This window comes from Lysinibacillus sp. NPDC056220 (assembly GCF_049315265.1).
Lineage (GTDB): Bacteria > Bacillota > Bacilli > Bacillales_A > Planococcaceae > Lysinibacillus > Lysinibacillus pinottii.
Genome location: NZ_JBMOXD010000002.1, coordinates 111,122 through 126,563 on the forward strand (window position 1 = coordinate 111,122; position 15,442 = coordinate 126,563).

The window sequence follows — 15,442 nt, forward strand, 5'->3', positions numbered from 1 at the left end:
GCCTGAATCCCTTCGTAGATGTAGAAGTAGGAGCAATTATTATCTTTTATCCTAATTATTGAAAAGTAGTTAATCAAACACCTTCTCCATATAAATAATAGTCGTTTCAATCTTTTCGTGGCCGAGGGATTTCATTATTTAGACTGTTATCTGCATACGGCTCTTTTGTTTGTGAAGAAATAAATACATAACCGTTTTCTTTAAGCTGTTCACCATCTTCTAATAGAATTTCAGAACGCCACACTCTATACTTTTTAACACTGCACGAACTCCTTTAATGAATTCACTGGAATCTGAACAGTTTATTGTTGCTCCAAGGATCGCTCCGATTGTATGGTTCGTTGCAGTTACATGTGTTAAACTAGTTGTAAAATAAATTCCAAAAGCAACAGTGAAATTTTCTTCACACGCAGTTATACAGGCTAACGCACGTCAACTTTCTTCCAAACAAGTTGCTGATGTAATTGTAAATGGAAGAAAATTCATGGATAAACATACACGTGCTAGAGCTATTTAGGATAAAAATCAAAATATTAATGTAGTTTTTATAGGGAATTCAAAAGAGGTTGCAACGGTTTACAAACCTGATAGTGGGGAAATCGCTAAGAAATTTATTAATAGTAACTGGGGATGGTAAGATTTAATTATGGCAACCTTATACGATAGATCATTTGATGCATCAAAGACAAGTTTAGAAGTTGTTAATATAGAGAGTGATACTGTTTCCAGTAATATTTTGATTAAACTTAATTGTGGTGAACATCATTTAGATTTTAAGTTTTTGGTTTTACGAAGTGACCTTATAATGCTGCATACGCTGATATTAAATAATTGGGACGAATTATTGGAAGCAGAAGTATGGGACTCAACGGATCCTTCTTTTTCATTTGCTATTTTAGCGAATAATAGTGACCTAATTGATGAACAGATTTATCAATTCCAATTTTGGATTGATGCAGGAGAATATAACTCTCATAGAGCTACTCGTTCCGGTATTGGTATTACAATTTATCAAGATAGAAAATCTATTGAAGAATTTGCATTACAGATAAAAAAGAATTTGATTAGGATTTAAAGCAAAGACCAGGCGCTCAATTGAAAGTGAGTACCTGGTTTTTATTAATTTATTCACTTTTTAATTCAGCCAAGTCATCTAAATCACAGTACTTATTAATGTAACTCTTAGCTGAACTCTTCGCTGAATGTTCCCTTGTTTTATCTCTGTTTTTTTCTCTGTAAGCCTGTGTAGCTCGTTTTGTGCTTCGGAATGAAGATAAATGTACATCTGTCCGTTGATTTTTTTGAAATAAATTAAAGTGACGTTCCCTCATTCGCTCCCCTAAACCCCCAGTAAAAAACGCTAATTATCCAAAGTAAAATACAAAACAAAAACCCCGTAAACACTTGGTATACCAAGGCTACGGGGTTTAAGAATCCGAAGATTTCTATCGTTAAAAAATTAACGAGAGTAGTACTCTACGATGAATGATTCGTTGATTTCAGCTGATAACTCAGAACGCTCTGGAAGGCGAGTGAATGTACCTTCTTTTTTGTCAGCGTCAAAAGTTAAGTAGTCAGGTACGAAGTTGTTTACTTCGATTGCTTCTCCAACAACAGCAAGGTTTTGAGATTTTTCGCGAAGAGAAATCGTTTGACCTGGTTTTACGCTGAATGATGGGATATCAACGCGTTTGCCATCTACTAAGATGTGACCGTGGTTTACTAATTGACGAGCTCCACGACGAGTACGAGCTAAACCTAAACGGTAAACTAAGTTGTCAAGGCGAGTTTCAAGAAGGATCATGAAGTTTTCACCGTGTACACCTTTCATTTTACCAGCGCGGTTAAACAATGTACGGAATTGACGTTCGTTCATGCCGTACATGTGACGAAGTTTTTGCTTCTCTTGAAGTTGTAAACCGTATTCTGATAATTTTTTACGTTGGTTTGGACCGTGTTGTCCTGGTGCGTAAGGACGTTTTTCGATTTCTTTACCTGTACCGCTTAGTGAGATACCAAGACGACGTGATAATTTCCAAGATGGACCTGTATAACGAGACATATTGTTGTCTCCTCCTTTAAATTTGGTTTTTTTGTTGTAAAACAAAAACCAGTAGTACCCATTCTTACACGCATTTTATTTTCATGTATTTTCGCCTATGCAGCCGTTAGGTTACACAATACACCATCTATTTTTAAAAGTTGACTATCTAATTAGTTGTACAGAAGAAAATAGAGGAATAAAATACAATATAAGCTTATACCACTGCTGCGTTCATTTTACACAACCTCCATTGTAACTGCTTAGGACATGTACGTCAATTAATAGTATTTAAAATTTTATTACAGGTATATAGTAGAAAATTCTCACTGTCCATTCCTGATGTGTTAGAAATAGTTAAAGATGCGCTGTAAAATCTAAAATGTAAAAGTAAGGGAGAATTTACATAGTCAAAATGACACAAATTATGTATAATATATTATAAGTTAATAGTAATTGATTTGGACGTTATATAGAAAAGGTGATTTCATGACAGACCATTTACAAACGCTAAAATATATAAAATCTGATGTTTTGAGCTTTTGGGTGAGTTCTAATGAAGAACAAGCTAGTTTTAATGGGTATTTTTATTCATTAAAACAGTGTCTTAAGAAACACTTGGAAATTGATAATGTAGCTTTTCTTAGTTTTGAAGGTAATTCTTTAATACCTATTGAGGAGATGGCTTCATTAACGATTGAAACAAAGCTAAATGCTGTGTCATGGCTGATGATCGAAGCTAGTTTTTATCAACAAAAAGTAGTGAAAATTCCTTATATATTAAAGGCAAGACAGGCCTATTCAATGATGACAGATATGGTGCTTTTCCAAGCAGAGGGCAATAATCCCATTGGTGTATTACTTGTGGAGGCAACAGAGTCTTGGACAGACTTTATGACCTCAGATTACGGCGAAAAATGTATAGAAATACTTTCTCAGGTTCTTCAAATGATGAAAGATAATTTAGATGTAAAAATAAATGAAGACCAATATAGAAAACTATATAACATGACTGATTTATTTCATTCAACAATGGATATTGATTTAATTTTGGAAAATGTATTGAAAAATATAAGGGATAACTTCCCTGAATTTAATGTAGAGCTTATATTATCGAATGATCAAGACCGACACACGACCATCGATATTAAGCTTTTTGATTATTTATCGGAAAGACCTACCACTATTGAGGCTTTTGTATCAGGAGAGTTAACAACAGAACTTGCGAGTGATTTAAATTGCCGTTTATTAAATGCCCCTATTAAAGGAAGGCAAGCTATTTATGGCATATTACAAGTGAGTGCTCCAACTACTTACCTTTTTTCAACGACTGAAAAAGATTTTGTACGGATGCTTGCGCAGGCGTCAGGAAATGCACTAGAAAATGCAAAGCTATATCATCAGTCGCATCGCCTCGTCAGTGACTTACAACTTATCAATGAAACATCACATCGTTTAAATATGAGGATTGACATTCATGAAATGTTACTTTTCCTGCAAAAGCAGTTACTGAAATCCTTTCAACCAATGGAAGTTTGCTTCGCCTTTAAAAAAGATGACACCTTTGAAGTAGCGGGGGCAAGTACTTCGCTATTTAGTTCTGAAGAGGGTCAAACCTATATTAAGCATGTTGAACAACATTTTACTCAAACTAATGATCCGCTGTTTATAGCTGATTTTAGTCGATTAACCTCTAAACAAATTGAATATCGTTCCATAATGGCCATCCCCATTCTAATGGAAGAAAAGATCAATGGCTTTAGTATCGTTTTACATAAAGAGCCGTATTTCTTTTCGTTTGATAGCTTTAAATTAATGCAGTCTTTAATCCACCACTCATCTTTAGCAATTGCAAACTCTATTTTACGAACACAGCTTCAGGAAATGGTCGATTTGGATCATTTAACGAAACTATATGCACGTAGTTACCTTGATCATTTTGTAGAAAAGTCTCTTGAATATGATCAATCAGGTATGTTTTTGCTCATTGATATTGATAATTTTAAACGCATAAATGACACGTATGGTCATCAAGTAGGTGATAAAATACTGATGCAGATTGCCGTTCAGTTGAAGGAAACAATAGGTAGTCGAGGAATTTGTGCAAGATGGGGCGGTGAAGAGATGTCCATATATGTACCTAACATTAGTGAAAAAGAAGCTTTGGAATTAGCATCAGCCATCGTTGAAGTAATTCCAAGTGCCACCGATCCTCAAGTAACAATTTCAGCAGGACTCATTACATGGAATGATCAAGACCGACCAGCATTCCAATCTGTTTTCTTACATGCTGATACCGCTCTATATGAAGCAAAAAATAGTGGTAAAAATCGTTTTTGCATCCATGATGGTTCTTTTCAAAACCAATAATATGGATGGAGTTCTTGTAAATGGTTCTATAAAATAAATTGCCCTGAAATGACAATGCATTTCAGGGCAATTTTTTAACATCTTATATATGAAGTAGTAGTGTTTGAACAAAATGCTCTAAACCAGCTTGATCTTCCTTGGAGAAGCGATTCACAGTAGGGCTATCGATATCAAGTACACCCATGACCTCACCTTGTTTCATTAATGGTATGACAATTTCAGATTGGGAGGCAGCATCGCACGCAATATGTCCTGGGAATTCGTGAACATCTTTGACAACAATCGTTTCTTTTGTTGCCACAGCTGTTCCGCAAACCCCACGGCCAATTGGTATTCTAACACAGGCAGGCAGACCTTGAAATGGACCGAGTACAAGCTCATTTTCCTGTAAGAGATAGAACCCCACCCAGTTAATATTTGTTAAAAATTGATGGAGGAGTGCAGAAGCATTGCTTAAATTTGCAATCTGATCCTTTTCACCAGTTAGTAGTGCATCTAATTGCTTAGATAGTGTAAGATACTGGTCAGCAATGGATCCTTCATAATTAATTTGTGTAAACATACAAGCACCTCGTTTAAAAGTTATTTAGATCGGTAATATAACATTATAATGTTGATGTAAATCAGTCACACTATGGGCATCGGAACCAAATACATAAGGTAATTCAATCGCCTGACAATAATTGATAAAGGCAAATGGTGGATAGGGCTCCTGACAAAATGGTTTACTTATACCAGCACTATTTACATCTAATTCATAGCCATTTTGCTTCATACTGTCCAAAACTTGATAAAGTCGAGTGTCGTCATTAATTTTCTCATGATGAGCTAGCTGAAATTTATGAATCAGTGATGGGTGCCCAATCCTTTTTGGCTTATAAGAACCAAGGTCTGCTTTTATAGAGTGTAGGACTGTATCATAATATAAATGATACACCTGTTCAATAGAGCCAACTTTCTTAGAGAAATCAATAAAGCATTTAGGAGAGAAGTCGATACATTCAAAGGTGTCCTGCCACTGTAAAAAATGGACTGACAAGATGGCATCATCTAAAAAATGTCCATATGTATCAAGAAAATGACGAGTTTCTTGTTCAAAACCTTTGATATAATCAACTTCTAATCCGATACGAATTCGAATGTCTTTTGCATATTGTTTTTGCAGGCACTGTAATTCTTCAATGTATGGCATGAGATACTCGGGTTTCATCCCACTATCTTGGAGTGGGGTAGGATCAATAAACCCTGCTGGTAATGGGGCGTGTTCTGTAAACGTTATATCTGTGAAATTATGAGAAATTGCTTTTTCAATATATTGAATGAACGTGTCCGAACTGCCATGTGGACAATAAGGACTATGTATATGCCCATCACGTTTCAAAATGTACCACTCCTTTAGATCTATAGACTGCTATCTTAATATTTTACAATAGGAAAAATACAGTTTTCTGAAAATCACTTAAATTTTAGTACAAAAGGCGAAAACATAGTATATAATAAATACAACTAGCCAATTCGTTTATTGTAGAATAGGAGGCTTACGATGGAGTATATCATCATTCCGATTATCCTACTATTAATTTTAGCCATAGTAGGATTTATGATGCGAAGAAAACATGTTGCAATTATTGCAAAACTTGAAAATGAAAAATTACAAATACAACATAAACCTATAAATGAAGAAATTTCAAAAGTAAAATCTTTGAACATGAACGGTGAAACGGAAGAAATGTTTGAACGATGGCGCAATATTTGGGATGAAGTCATCGATGTACATATGACTAAAATCGATTCACTTTTATTTGATGCAGAAGATCAAATTAATCGACTTCGTTTTAAAAAAGCGACATTAATTGAACGTGAAATCGAAGACTATATCAAAAAATGTGACCAAGATAAAGATAAAATTTTAGAGGAATTAAATGAATTAATTGGCAGCGAAGAAAAAAATAGAATTGAAATTGAACAGTTAAAGGAATATTACCGTTCTGCAAGAAAAACATTGCTAGCACACCAGCATTCCTTTGGTGTAGCATTACCTGCACTGGAGAAAAAGCTAGAGGAATTTGTTGAGCAGTTTGAAAAATTCGATGTTCTGACGAATGAAGGTAATTACTTGCAGGCGAGAGAAATTGTGATTAGCTTAAATCAAGAATCCCAGCAGACATTCGAATATATTAATGATGTCCCAACAATTTTGACGGAATTACAAGTTAAGCTGCCGGGAGCCGTTCAAGAATTGCGTAATGGTCAACGTGAAATGGAAGACCAATCCTACTATCTGCAGCATTTAGAATTAGCAGAGGCATTAAATAATTATGAAAAAGAATTTGCTAAGTTAAAAAATGACCTAGCAGAGCTAAATTTAATGGTGGTTAAACCTCGTGTAACAGAAATCAATGAAGAAATCGATCATTTTTATGATTTACTGGAAAAAGAGGTTATTGCCAAAAATTATGTGGATCAAAATTGTGATCGTTTATTAAGCTCAATTACAAATGTTATTACGTCTACAAAATCAGTGAGTGATGAGGCAACCTATGTACAACAAAGCTATCACTTAAATGAAAAGGATGCTGAAATTCCAAAAGCAGCATTAAAGCAATTGGAAGCACTGCAACGTCGTTACGATTTATTAGCCATGCGTGTCAAAGAAGAAAAGTCTGCGTATTCAAGCTTACAAGAAGAATTAATTGAAATAAGTGAAGAGCTTGAACGAATTCATGAAGAGCAAGGTCATTTGTCTAATACAATGAAGAAACTTCGTATTGATGAAAACAAGGCCCGCGCTCAAGTTGAAAACTTAAAGAAAATATTACAAGATACAGATCGTCTCCTAAATAAGGCGAATATTCCAGGAGTCCCAGAGGAGATGGACGCACGACTTGATGAAGCGGCAGAGCATATATATGTAGTTATGCAAAGTCTGCAGGAAGTTCCACTTAATATGGGAACGGTTCATAATAATTTAAATGCTGCAACACTTTGTGTAGAGGATGTTAGAGCAAAAGCTCATGAGTTAATAGAGAATGTAATGCTCATAGAACGTATTATTCAGTATGGTAATCGTCATCGTGCATCCAATCCAACATTAAATGCGCGTTTAAAAGAGGCGGAGGAAGCATTCCATCAATTCCGTTATTCCAAAGCATTAGAGGAAGCAGGGACAGCTGTGGAAGAAATGGAGCCAGGTGCATTAAAACGTATTCAAGAAATGGTAGCAGAGCAGACTATGACTAACAATTAAAACTACATTTATGCTGTCTAAAAAGTTTAGAAATTACTTTTTAGACAGCTTTCTTTTTAAATTTGGATAAGGGTGTGAGACGGATGGGATTGTTCATTCGAAAAATGAATGAAAAGTATGCTCAGGAAATTGTATGTTGGCAATATGAAGAGCCCTATGATTTTTATAATAATGAATTATCCGAGGAATCCTTGCGGGAGTTTCTTGATAATCCTTACTTTGCCATAATTAATGAGCAAGAGGACTTAATCGGTTTTTATTGCACGGGGTCAGCTGCGCAAGTGCCAAAAGGACATGATTATAATGCTTATTCAGAAGATTATATAGATATTGGTATTGGCATGAAACCAACGCTAACAGGAAAAGGTTTTGGCACAAAGTTCTTTTCATTTATCATCAAGAATATGGAGGAAGAATATCCTCAGCCGCTCCGTTTAACAGTCGCCCTATTCAATAAGCGAGCTATATTCCTATATGAAAAATTAGGATTTGTGAAAGAGCTCGAATTTAGTACGCCAACGGAATTTATTACGATGTTAAAAAAATTGTGAGTTCCATCACTCTTGAGATTAAAATATGAATTATCGTTAAAGTTAGTGGTCAATCGCTAAAGATTGCGTTATGATAAATACCGTTACATCAACGTTTTGAAAGTGTGTGAAAAATAATGAATGATACAATTTATTTAGATAATAGTGCCACAACTAAACCATTAAAAGAAGTTCTTCAGGCGTTTATGGTTGTAAATGAGCAGTATTATGCCAATCCTGCATCCATCCATGCTATGGGTGTTGAAGCAAATGATTTATTAATGCGGGCACGTGAGCAAGTAGCAGATATTTTGCAAACAGAAGCAAAAAATGTGCTATTTACTTCAGGTGGTACGGAATCGAATAATGCGGCTATTTTTGGAATAGCGCGTAGCAATACACATATAGGAAAGCATATTTTAACAACTGAAATTGAGCATCCTTCTGTTTTAGAGACTGTGAAACAGCTCGCAACAGAGGGCTTTGAAGTGGAATATTTAAAGGTTGATCATCGTGGTATTATTTCATTGGATGAACTTCGTGCAAAAATACGTAAAGATACAATTTTAGTAAGTATGATGCATGTAAACAATGAGATGGGTGCTATCCAACCGATTGATGAAGCAGCTAAATTAATCCATGAAATGAGTCGTGCAGCCTTACATGTGGATGCTGTACAAAGCTTCGGGAAATTAGCTGTATCCTTTAAGGGTGAAGAGGGACCGGATTGTATTTCGATCTCTGGCCATAAAATTCATGGCTTTAAAGGCTCTGGCGTATTAGCATTTCGTAAAGCGATAAGATGGCAGCCCTATGCACTTGGAGGTGGCCAAGAATTTGGATTGCGTAGTGGGACTGTAGCTGTTCCACAAGCTGTGGCTTTATCTAAGGCAGCTCGTATTGCGGTTGAAACCATGCATGACCATGCAAAAAAATACCGTCAATGGCATGATGAAATTCTTGCACAGCTAAATGAATATGGAGAGGCTATTCATATTTTGTCGACTCCACAGGGAGCGTCACATATTATATCTTTCAGTGTTCGCGATTTAAAAGGAGAAGTCATCATTAATGCGATGCAAAAACGAGGTGTGATTGTATCAACATCCAGTGCTTGTTCTTCGAAGCAAACTAAAACAAGTCATGTTGTCGAAGCATTGCATCTAGATGAGCATTATAAAAAAGGTGTCATCCGTATTAGTTTTGGTGCACATAACACAGCCGAAGATATTAAAAAGTTTAAACAAGTATTAGCAGAAGTAATGCTAGAGCTTAAAGGAGAAATAAAGTAATGATTTGGAAAGAAATTTTAATTCGATATGGTGAACTTTCTACAAAAGGTCGCAATAAGATGGATTTTATCCGCCGTTTACGTGAGAATATCCGCCATGCTTTTGCAGATTTAGGACATCTTCATATTCGTACCGAACGTGATCGAATGTTTATTGCAATAGAGAATGACGCACAAATGCAAACACTTGTAACAGGTTTGCCTAAAATTTTTGGTATCCAATCATTTAGCCCTGTTGCAGCGTGTGAAAAAGATATGGAAAGTATGAAAAAACTTGCGATTACGATAATGGAAACATTTAAAGACCAGCCATATACGTTTAAAGTGGAAGTGAAACGTACTGATAAAACCTTCCCGTTAGAATCACATGCGATTCAGCGGGAAATTGGTGGATATGTTTTACCTCAATTTAACAATTTATCGGTGAAAGTGAAGCAACCAGATATCGAGTTACGTGTAGAAGTCCGTCATGATGCAACCTATATGATGGCGCAAGTCATTCCAGGTGCAGGAGGAATGCCTGTAGGATCAAATGGGAAGTCATTGTTAATGCTTTCAGGTGGTATTGATAGTCCTGTTGCAGGTTATTTAATGATGAAACGCGGAGTCCGTTTAGAAGCTATTCACTTTTTTAGTCCACCCTATACAAGCCAAAATTCATTAGAAAAAGTAAAAGTGCTTGCAAATGAGTTAACGAAATTTGGTGCTAATATTCGTTTGCACGTTATTCCTTTTACTGAAATACAAGTATTGATTAAAGATAAAGTACCATCTAATGTATCAATGACAACAACTCGTCGTATGATGTTAAAGGTTGCTGATCAAGTACGTGAGGAAATCGGAGCTCTTGCGATTGTCACGGGAGAAAGCCTTGGACAAGTAGCGAGTCAAACACTTGAAAGCTTAACGGCTATAAATGCAGTAACGAATACGCCTATTTTACGACCATTAATTTCATCAGATAAATTAGAAATCATTGAGTTAGCTGAACAAATTGGCACCTATGAAACATCTATTCAGCCTTTCGAGGACTGCTGTACAATCTTTACGCCTGCTAGTCCTAAAACAAAGCCTAAGCTCGAAAAGGTTGAGCATTACGAAAGCTTTTCTGATTTTGATGAACTTATAGCACGTGCTGTCAAAAATCGTGAGGTCTATATTTTCCCTAAGAAAGAAGAAGAGCAACAGCAAGATAAGTTTGCTGATCTTTTATAAATCAAAAGTTCAAAAACCGTCTCAAATAGCCTATTTGAGACGGTTTTTTTTGTATAGTTCGGCATATGCCAATAGAGGTACAATTTACCTTTATTTTTTTTGTATTAAAAATCTAATAACGCACATTCTATATTCACAAGGAGGTGAGAAACATGGCTTCAAACAACAACCGCAGTTCAAACCAGCTTGCAGTACCTGGTGTACAACAAGCACTTGATCAAATGAAATACGAAATTGCACAAGAATTTGGTGTTCAATTAGGGGCTGACGCTTCAGCTCGTGCTAACGGTTCCGTTGGTGGTGAAATCACTAAACGTCTTGTACAAATGGCAGAATCTCAATTAAAGGGTATGCCAAACAACAACCAATAAATGCTAAATAAGCATTTATAAACTTAAAACCAGTGACCGTAAAAGGCACTGGTTTTAGTTTGTTTAAAGATCATCTTTTTATGCGATTTAAAGACTTAAATATGGATACTGTTTGTTCAATATCCTCACTTTCACAGAGAGCAGAGATAACAGCAACTCCATCAGCACCAGCTTGAAAAACAATATCAGCATTTATCCCATTTATACCACCTATAGCCACGATAGGTAAGTTAGGCTGTAATTTGGAAGCCTTCTGTAAAAAATTGGTGCCACATGGTGGCTGTGCATCACTTTTAGATGTTGTGGCAAAAATAGGGCCGATACCTACATAATCAGCATGATGATCAATAGCTATTTGTAGTTCCTCCTGCGAATGTACGGAAACGCCAAGAATCCGGTTCGCCATTTTTTTCCGTGCAATGGCAATCTGTTCATCATCTTGTCCAATATGGACACCATCAGCACCAAGTCGTACTGCTAGATCCACGTCATCGTTAACAATAAACGGCACATGGTAATGTTGACATAATTGTTGACACTGGCGGGCAAATTGCTCATAAGCTAGTCCTGTTAATGCGTAAGGACCTTTTTCACGTAATTGAAACATGGTTATGCCAGCCCTCAGCGCTTTTTCGAGAACAACTAACGGCTCTTGATGGGAAACATTGCTTGTACCCATAATAAAATAAAGCTGTAAATCCTCACGTTTCAACTAACTTCACCTCGCAGGCACCATTATGCAGCCGATAAGCAAAATGATTTGTAGGGCCATGACCATTACCAATGGCTAAATCATGCATAATAGCTAATTGTATAAATTTTTTAGCTTCAATAACAGCTTTTTCAATTGTCAAACCTTGAGCAATAAAAGCAGTGAGAGCTGCTGAAAATGTACAACCTGTACCATGTGTGTTTTTCGTTGGAATACGAGGAGACTGCATGGAAAAATATTTGTCATTTTTTATAAATACATAATCAATCGCATATAACGAATTGGGGAGATGCCCACCTTTAATGATGACACAGTGAACACCTAGTTGGAAAAAGCATTGAGCGACCTCCTCCATATCAGAGAATTGATTTATTTTTCTTCCAGTAAGTGCCTCTGCTTCTGGTATATTAGGTGTCACAATTGTAGCAAGTGGTAGTAAAGAAATGCGCATGGCTTCAATAGCCTCTTGCTGCAATAAGTTTTCTCCACCTTTTGCAATCATAACTGGATCAACAATTAGTGGGATTTTTAAATCCTGTAAAATGTGTGCGATTGTCTGAATAATATCCGAGGAATAAAGCATCCCCGTTTTAATCGCAGCAATCGAAAAATCTTCTAGTAATGCATGAAATTGTTTTTCAACAAAATTAACTTCAATTGGGAAAACCCCTGTTACACCTCGTGTGTTTTGAGCAGTTAAAGCTGTAATAACTGAGGTACCGAAAACCCCTAATTCCTGGAATGTTTTTAAATCAGCCTGAATACCAGCGCCACCACCACTATCTGAGCCTGCAATTGTCGTTACAATATGCATGAAGCCTCACCCTCCTTTGAAAGACGATGAAGGGCATTTAGCAAAGCAATTTGAATATCCCCGATATCCTCTGTAAAGGCTGATGCTAGCTCAGCTGCTTTTTTGTAGTAAGTGAGGGTTTCCACTAATTGACTGTATGGATCTTCTCCTGAACAGTAGGCGGCTCCACATATAGCACTAAGTAAACAGCCTGTACCAGTGACTTCTGTCATTTGTGAATTTCCACCAGTTATCCATTGGCTCTGCACACCGTCTGTCATAAAATCATGTTCGCCTGTAACAATGACTATACAGTTGTAGCGTTGAGCCAATAATGTTGCTTCTGTTTCTATGTCAATAAATCCATCACCACTATCAACACCTTTTTGTTGCCATTCCACATTCACTAATGCCGCAAGTTCTCCCTTGTTACAGCGTATGACCGCAAATTGTATGTCTGTAAGTAATAGGTGTACGGTTTCCTTGCGATAAACTGTGGCACCTGCGCCAACTGGATCTAATATAACAGGAATACTAAGGGTATTTGCCTTTTTTCCTGCTAACAGCATCGCTTCCTTTGTTCGATCATTCAGTGTACCAATATTGATTAAAAGAGCTTCTGCAATGGCGACCATTTCTTCTACCTCATGGCTGTCATCAGCCATGACAGGAGAGGCACCTAATGCCAATAAGCCATTTGCTTGGAAATTAGCCACAACATAATTAGTTATACAGTGTATAAGCGGTTGTTGTTGACGAATCGTTTGAAAAATCATTTTAGTCCTCCTTCATGGGTGGACGTAAGCACGCAAAAAAGGCTCTTTTGTGTAAAAATGCACGAAAAAGAGCCTTTCATCTGAAAAAAAGATGTTCATTGCTCCCTACGTCAGTATTAACTAACAGGTTCAAAGGGTCAGGTTTTACCTTCTCAACTCTTTATGAGTCCCCCTGCAATCTTGCTTTTAGTTGACCAAAATGTACCATACTTTTCATATGTATTCAATAGCAAGTTTTCCTATCAACAAAACGTGACTGATGCCATATAGGTAAGTATGATAGTTGTCATGACTTTACTCAAATCAAGTGTAAACCATTGAAAATTCTAAGAAAGGAGTATAATGTGTCTTATCAAAAGGGGGCATTTGCCATGAAAAGACAAGAATTAGTAGCACCAGAATGGTATAACATAACTGATGAATTTGAAAAATATGCTAAGGATTCAACTAAAAATGCATTGATAATTTATGAAGAGCATTCTGATGTACAATTTATCACCTACGCACATTTACTTGAAAGAGCGAATCAGGCGGCACATGTCTTTACAAAAAATGGATTAACTAAAGGTGATGTCATTTTAGTGATGGTACCACGCTCAGTAGAAGCATACATTGTCTATATTGCTGCATTAAAAGCGGGTTTAACAATCATTCCAAGCTCTGAAATGCTAAGAACAAAAGATATTGAGTATCGTATTCATCATGCCGATGCTAAAGCAATTGTGGCCTTTGAGCCTTACATTCAGCAATTTGATCAAGTAGAAAATTTACAAGAGGTGCAGCTATTTGTTATTGGAAATGCTCATGAGCCATGGCAGCCATTGTTAGACATAATGCGAAAGCAACCAACAACTTACATAAGTTCTACACCAACAAAAAGTACAGACCATGCATTTTTAGCTTATACAAGTGGCACAACAGGAAATCCGAAAGCTGCAGTGCATACGCATAGCTGGGGCTATGCACATTTACGGACAACAGCTCCTCATTGGCTAGGAGTACAAGAAAATGATATTGTATGGGCAACCGCAGCACCAGGATGGCAAAAATGGATTTGGAGCCCGTTTCTCGCCATTTTAGGCAGTGGTGCCACTGCTTTTGTCTATAAAGGAAAGTTTGATGCGGCAACCTATTTAACATTGCTTGAAAAATTTAAAATGAATATCTTATGTTGTACACCGACTGAATATCGTTTTATGGCAGCACTTGACAATTTACAGGAGTATGATATCAGTTCAATTCGACAAGCTGTTTCAGCAGGTGAGCCCTTGAACAGTGAAGTTATAAAAAAATTCGCGGATACTTTTCATCTACAGGTGCGAGATGGTTATGGTCAAACAGAAAATACCTTACTGGTAGGGACTATGGTAGGTATGGAGGCAAGAGTTGGTTCGATGGGGAAGCCTACCCCTGGCAACACCGTTGAAATTATAGACGATTTTGGTGAGCCAGTAGCTATAGGAGAAGTAGGTGATATTGCCGTTCATCGAGAAACACCTGCACTCTTTAAAAGATATTTAAATGATCCAGAACGTACAAATTTACAATTTCGTGGTGATTGGTATATAACAGGGGATCGAGCTTATAAAGATGCGGACGGCTACTTTTGGTTTGAAGGACGCGGGGATGATGTCATTATTTCCTCAGGTTACACAATTGGACCCTTTGAAGTGGAGGATGCGTTGATGAAGCATCCGACTGTGAAAGAGGTTGCTGTCATTGCAAGCCCTGATAGAGTTCGCGGGAACATCGTTAAAGCATTTATTATCCTGCAGTATGGTGTTAATGGTGATCAAGGGCTTATTCAAACCCTTCAAAATCATGTGAAATCATTAACAGCACCTTATAAATATCCACGTGCTATTGAATTTGTTACAGAGTTACCCAAAACTGCATCTGGTAAAATTAGACGTGTCGAATTAAGGCAACAAGAAATAAAAAAATGTATACAATAATCATTTCCTAGGAAATAATGTCGAAAATCAGAGTTCATCAAAGAAATGAACTTTGATTTTTTTTGTAATTTTAGGTAAGGTATTATGAGGAAATAAATAGAATAAAACTAATTGCATATTATTGCAAAAAAATGAAACTAA

Annotated in this window: 14 protein-coding genes and 1 riboswitch; of the genes, 8 read left to right on the forward strand and 6 right to left on the reverse strand. The window is 36.6% G+C overall.

Features of this window, described 5'->3' with window-relative positions; genetic code table 11:
• Positions 1 to 646: 646 nt before the first annotated feature.
• On the forward strand, positions 647 to 1,075 hold the full coding sequence (locus ACOZBY_RS05570; protein ID WP_031418602.1) for a hypothetical protein: 429 nt from the start codon (positions 647 to 649) through the stop codon (positions 1,073 to 1,075).
• A gap of 384 nt (positions 1,076 to 1,459) precedes the next feature.
• Here the strand turns inward: ACOZBY_RS05570 and rpsD are convergent, their stop codons facing one another.
• The gene (gene rpsD, locus ACOZBY_RS05575) at positions 1,460 to 2,062 is read right to left on the reverse strand and encodes a 30S ribosomal protein S4 (RefSeq protein WP_008176787.1); all 603 of its coding nucleotides are present in this window, start codon (positions 2,060 to 2,062) and stop codon (positions 1,460 to 1,462) included.
• Between the two features lie 468 nt (positions 2,063 to 2,530).
• Between rpsD and ACOZBY_RS05580 the strand changes: the two genes are divergently transcribed.
• Complete coding sequence (locus ACOZBY_RS05580; RefSeq protein ID WP_031418603.1) at positions 2,531 to 4,411, forward strand: sensor domain-containing diguanylate cyclase; 1,881 nt, start codon at positions 2,531 to 2,533, stop codon at positions 4,409 to 4,411.
• A gap of 82 nt (positions 4,412 to 4,493) precedes the next feature.
• Here the strand turns inward: ACOZBY_RS05580 and ACOZBY_RS05585 are convergent, their stop codons facing one another.
• Together ACOZBY_RS05585 and hisJ are read right to left on the reverse strand one after the other, a co-directional pair.
• Positions 4,494 to 4,973 (reverse strand): GAF domain-containing protein, encoded by a 480-nt coding sequence (locus ACOZBY_RS05585; RefSeq protein WP_012295648.1) that lies wholly within the window; start codon positions 4,971 to 4,973, stop codon positions 4,494 to 4,496.
• Positions 4,974 to 4,997: 24 nt separating this feature from the next.
• Positions 4,998 to 5,792, reverse strand: a complete 795-nt coding sequence (gene hisJ / locus ACOZBY_RS05590) for a histidinol-phosphatase HisJ (protein ID WP_012295647.1) — start codon at positions 5,790 to 5,792, stop codon at positions 4,998 to 5,000.
• Between the two features lie 162 nt (positions 5,793 to 5,954).
• Here hisJ and ezrA point away from each other — a divergent pair, with 162 nt between their 5' ends.
• From ezrA to ACOZBY_RS05615, 5 genes are all read left to right on the forward strand, one after another.
• On the forward strand, positions 5,955 to 7,658 hold the full coding sequence (gene ezrA / locus ACOZBY_RS05595) for a septation ring formation regulator EzrA (RefSeq protein ID WP_012295646.1): 1,704 nt from the start codon (positions 5,955 to 5,957) through the stop codon (positions 7,656 to 7,658).
• An 83-nt stretch (positions 7,659 to 7,741) separates the two neighbouring features.
• Positions 7,742 to 8,209: a GNAT family N-acetyltransferase gene (locus ACOZBY_RS05600; protein WP_012295645.1), complete on the forward strand. Its 468-nt coding sequence runs from the start codon at positions 7,742 to 7,744 to the stop codon at positions 8,207 to 8,209.
• A 116-nt stretch (positions 8,210 to 8,325) separates the two neighbouring features.
• Complete coding sequence (locus ACOZBY_RS05605) at positions 8,326 to 9,480, forward strand: cysteine desulfurase family protein (protein ID WP_012295644.1); 1,155 nt, start codon at positions 8,326 to 8,328, stop codon at positions 9,478 to 9,480.
• On the forward strand, positions 9,480 to 10,694 hold the full coding sequence (gene thiI / locus ACOZBY_RS05610) for a tRNA uracil 4-sulfurtransferase ThiI (RefSeq protein ID WP_281486937.1): 1,215 nt from the start codon (positions 9,480 to 9,482) through the stop codon (positions 10,692 to 10,694). The genes ACOZBY_RS05605 and thiI overlap by 1 nt, the downstream gene beginning before the upstream one ends.
• A gap of 152 nt (positions 10,695 to 10,846) precedes the next feature.
• Positions 10,847 to 11,065, forward strand: coding sequence for an alpha/beta-type small acid-soluble spore protein (locus ACOZBY_RS05615; RefSeq protein ID WP_012295642.1), 219 nt, complete (start codon positions 10,847 to 10,849; stop codon positions 11,063 to 11,065).
• A 70-nt stretch (positions 11,066 to 11,135) separates the two neighbouring features.
• Here the strand turns inward: ACOZBY_RS05615 and thiE are convergent, their stop codons facing one another.
• The 3 genes from thiE to thiM are packed head-to-tail and all read right to left on the reverse strand — an operon-like array spanning position 11,136 to position 13,346.
• Positions 11,136 to 11,777: a thiamine phosphate synthase gene (gene thiE / locus ACOZBY_RS05620; RefSeq protein ID WP_036164492.1), complete on the reverse strand. Its 642-nt coding sequence runs from the start codon at positions 11,775 to 11,777 to the stop codon at positions 11,136 to 11,138.
• On the reverse strand, positions 11,767 to 12,591 hold the full coding sequence (thiD, locus tag ACOZBY_RS05625; RefSeq protein WP_031418613.1) for a bifunctional hydroxymethylpyrimidine kinase/phosphomethylpyrimidine kinase: 825 nt from the start codon (positions 12,589 to 12,591) through the stop codon (positions 11,767 to 11,769). The genes thiE and thiD overlap by 11 nt, the downstream gene beginning before the upstream one ends.
• On the reverse strand, positions 12,579 to 13,346 hold the full coding sequence (gene thiM / locus ACOZBY_RS05630; RefSeq protein ID WP_031418614.1) for a hydroxyethylthiazole kinase: 768 nt from the start codon (positions 13,344 to 13,346) through the stop codon (positions 12,579 to 12,581). Before thiM ends, thiD begins: the two co-directional genes overlap by 13 nt.
• Before the next feature lie 85 nt (positions 13,347 to 13,431).
• Positions 13,432 to 13,530: riboswitch (TPP riboswitch) on the reverse strand.
• A 187-nt stretch (positions 13,531 to 13,717) separates the two neighbouring features.
• Between thiM and mbcS the strand changes: the two genes are divergently transcribed.
• Positions 13,718 to 15,301: an acyl-CoA synthetase MbcS gene (gene mbcS / locus ACOZBY_RS05635; RefSeq protein ID WP_036164489.1), complete on the forward strand. Its 1,584-nt coding sequence runs from the start codon at positions 13,718 to 13,720 to the stop codon at positions 15,299 to 15,301.
• Positions 15,302 to 15,442 lie beyond the last annotated feature (141 nt).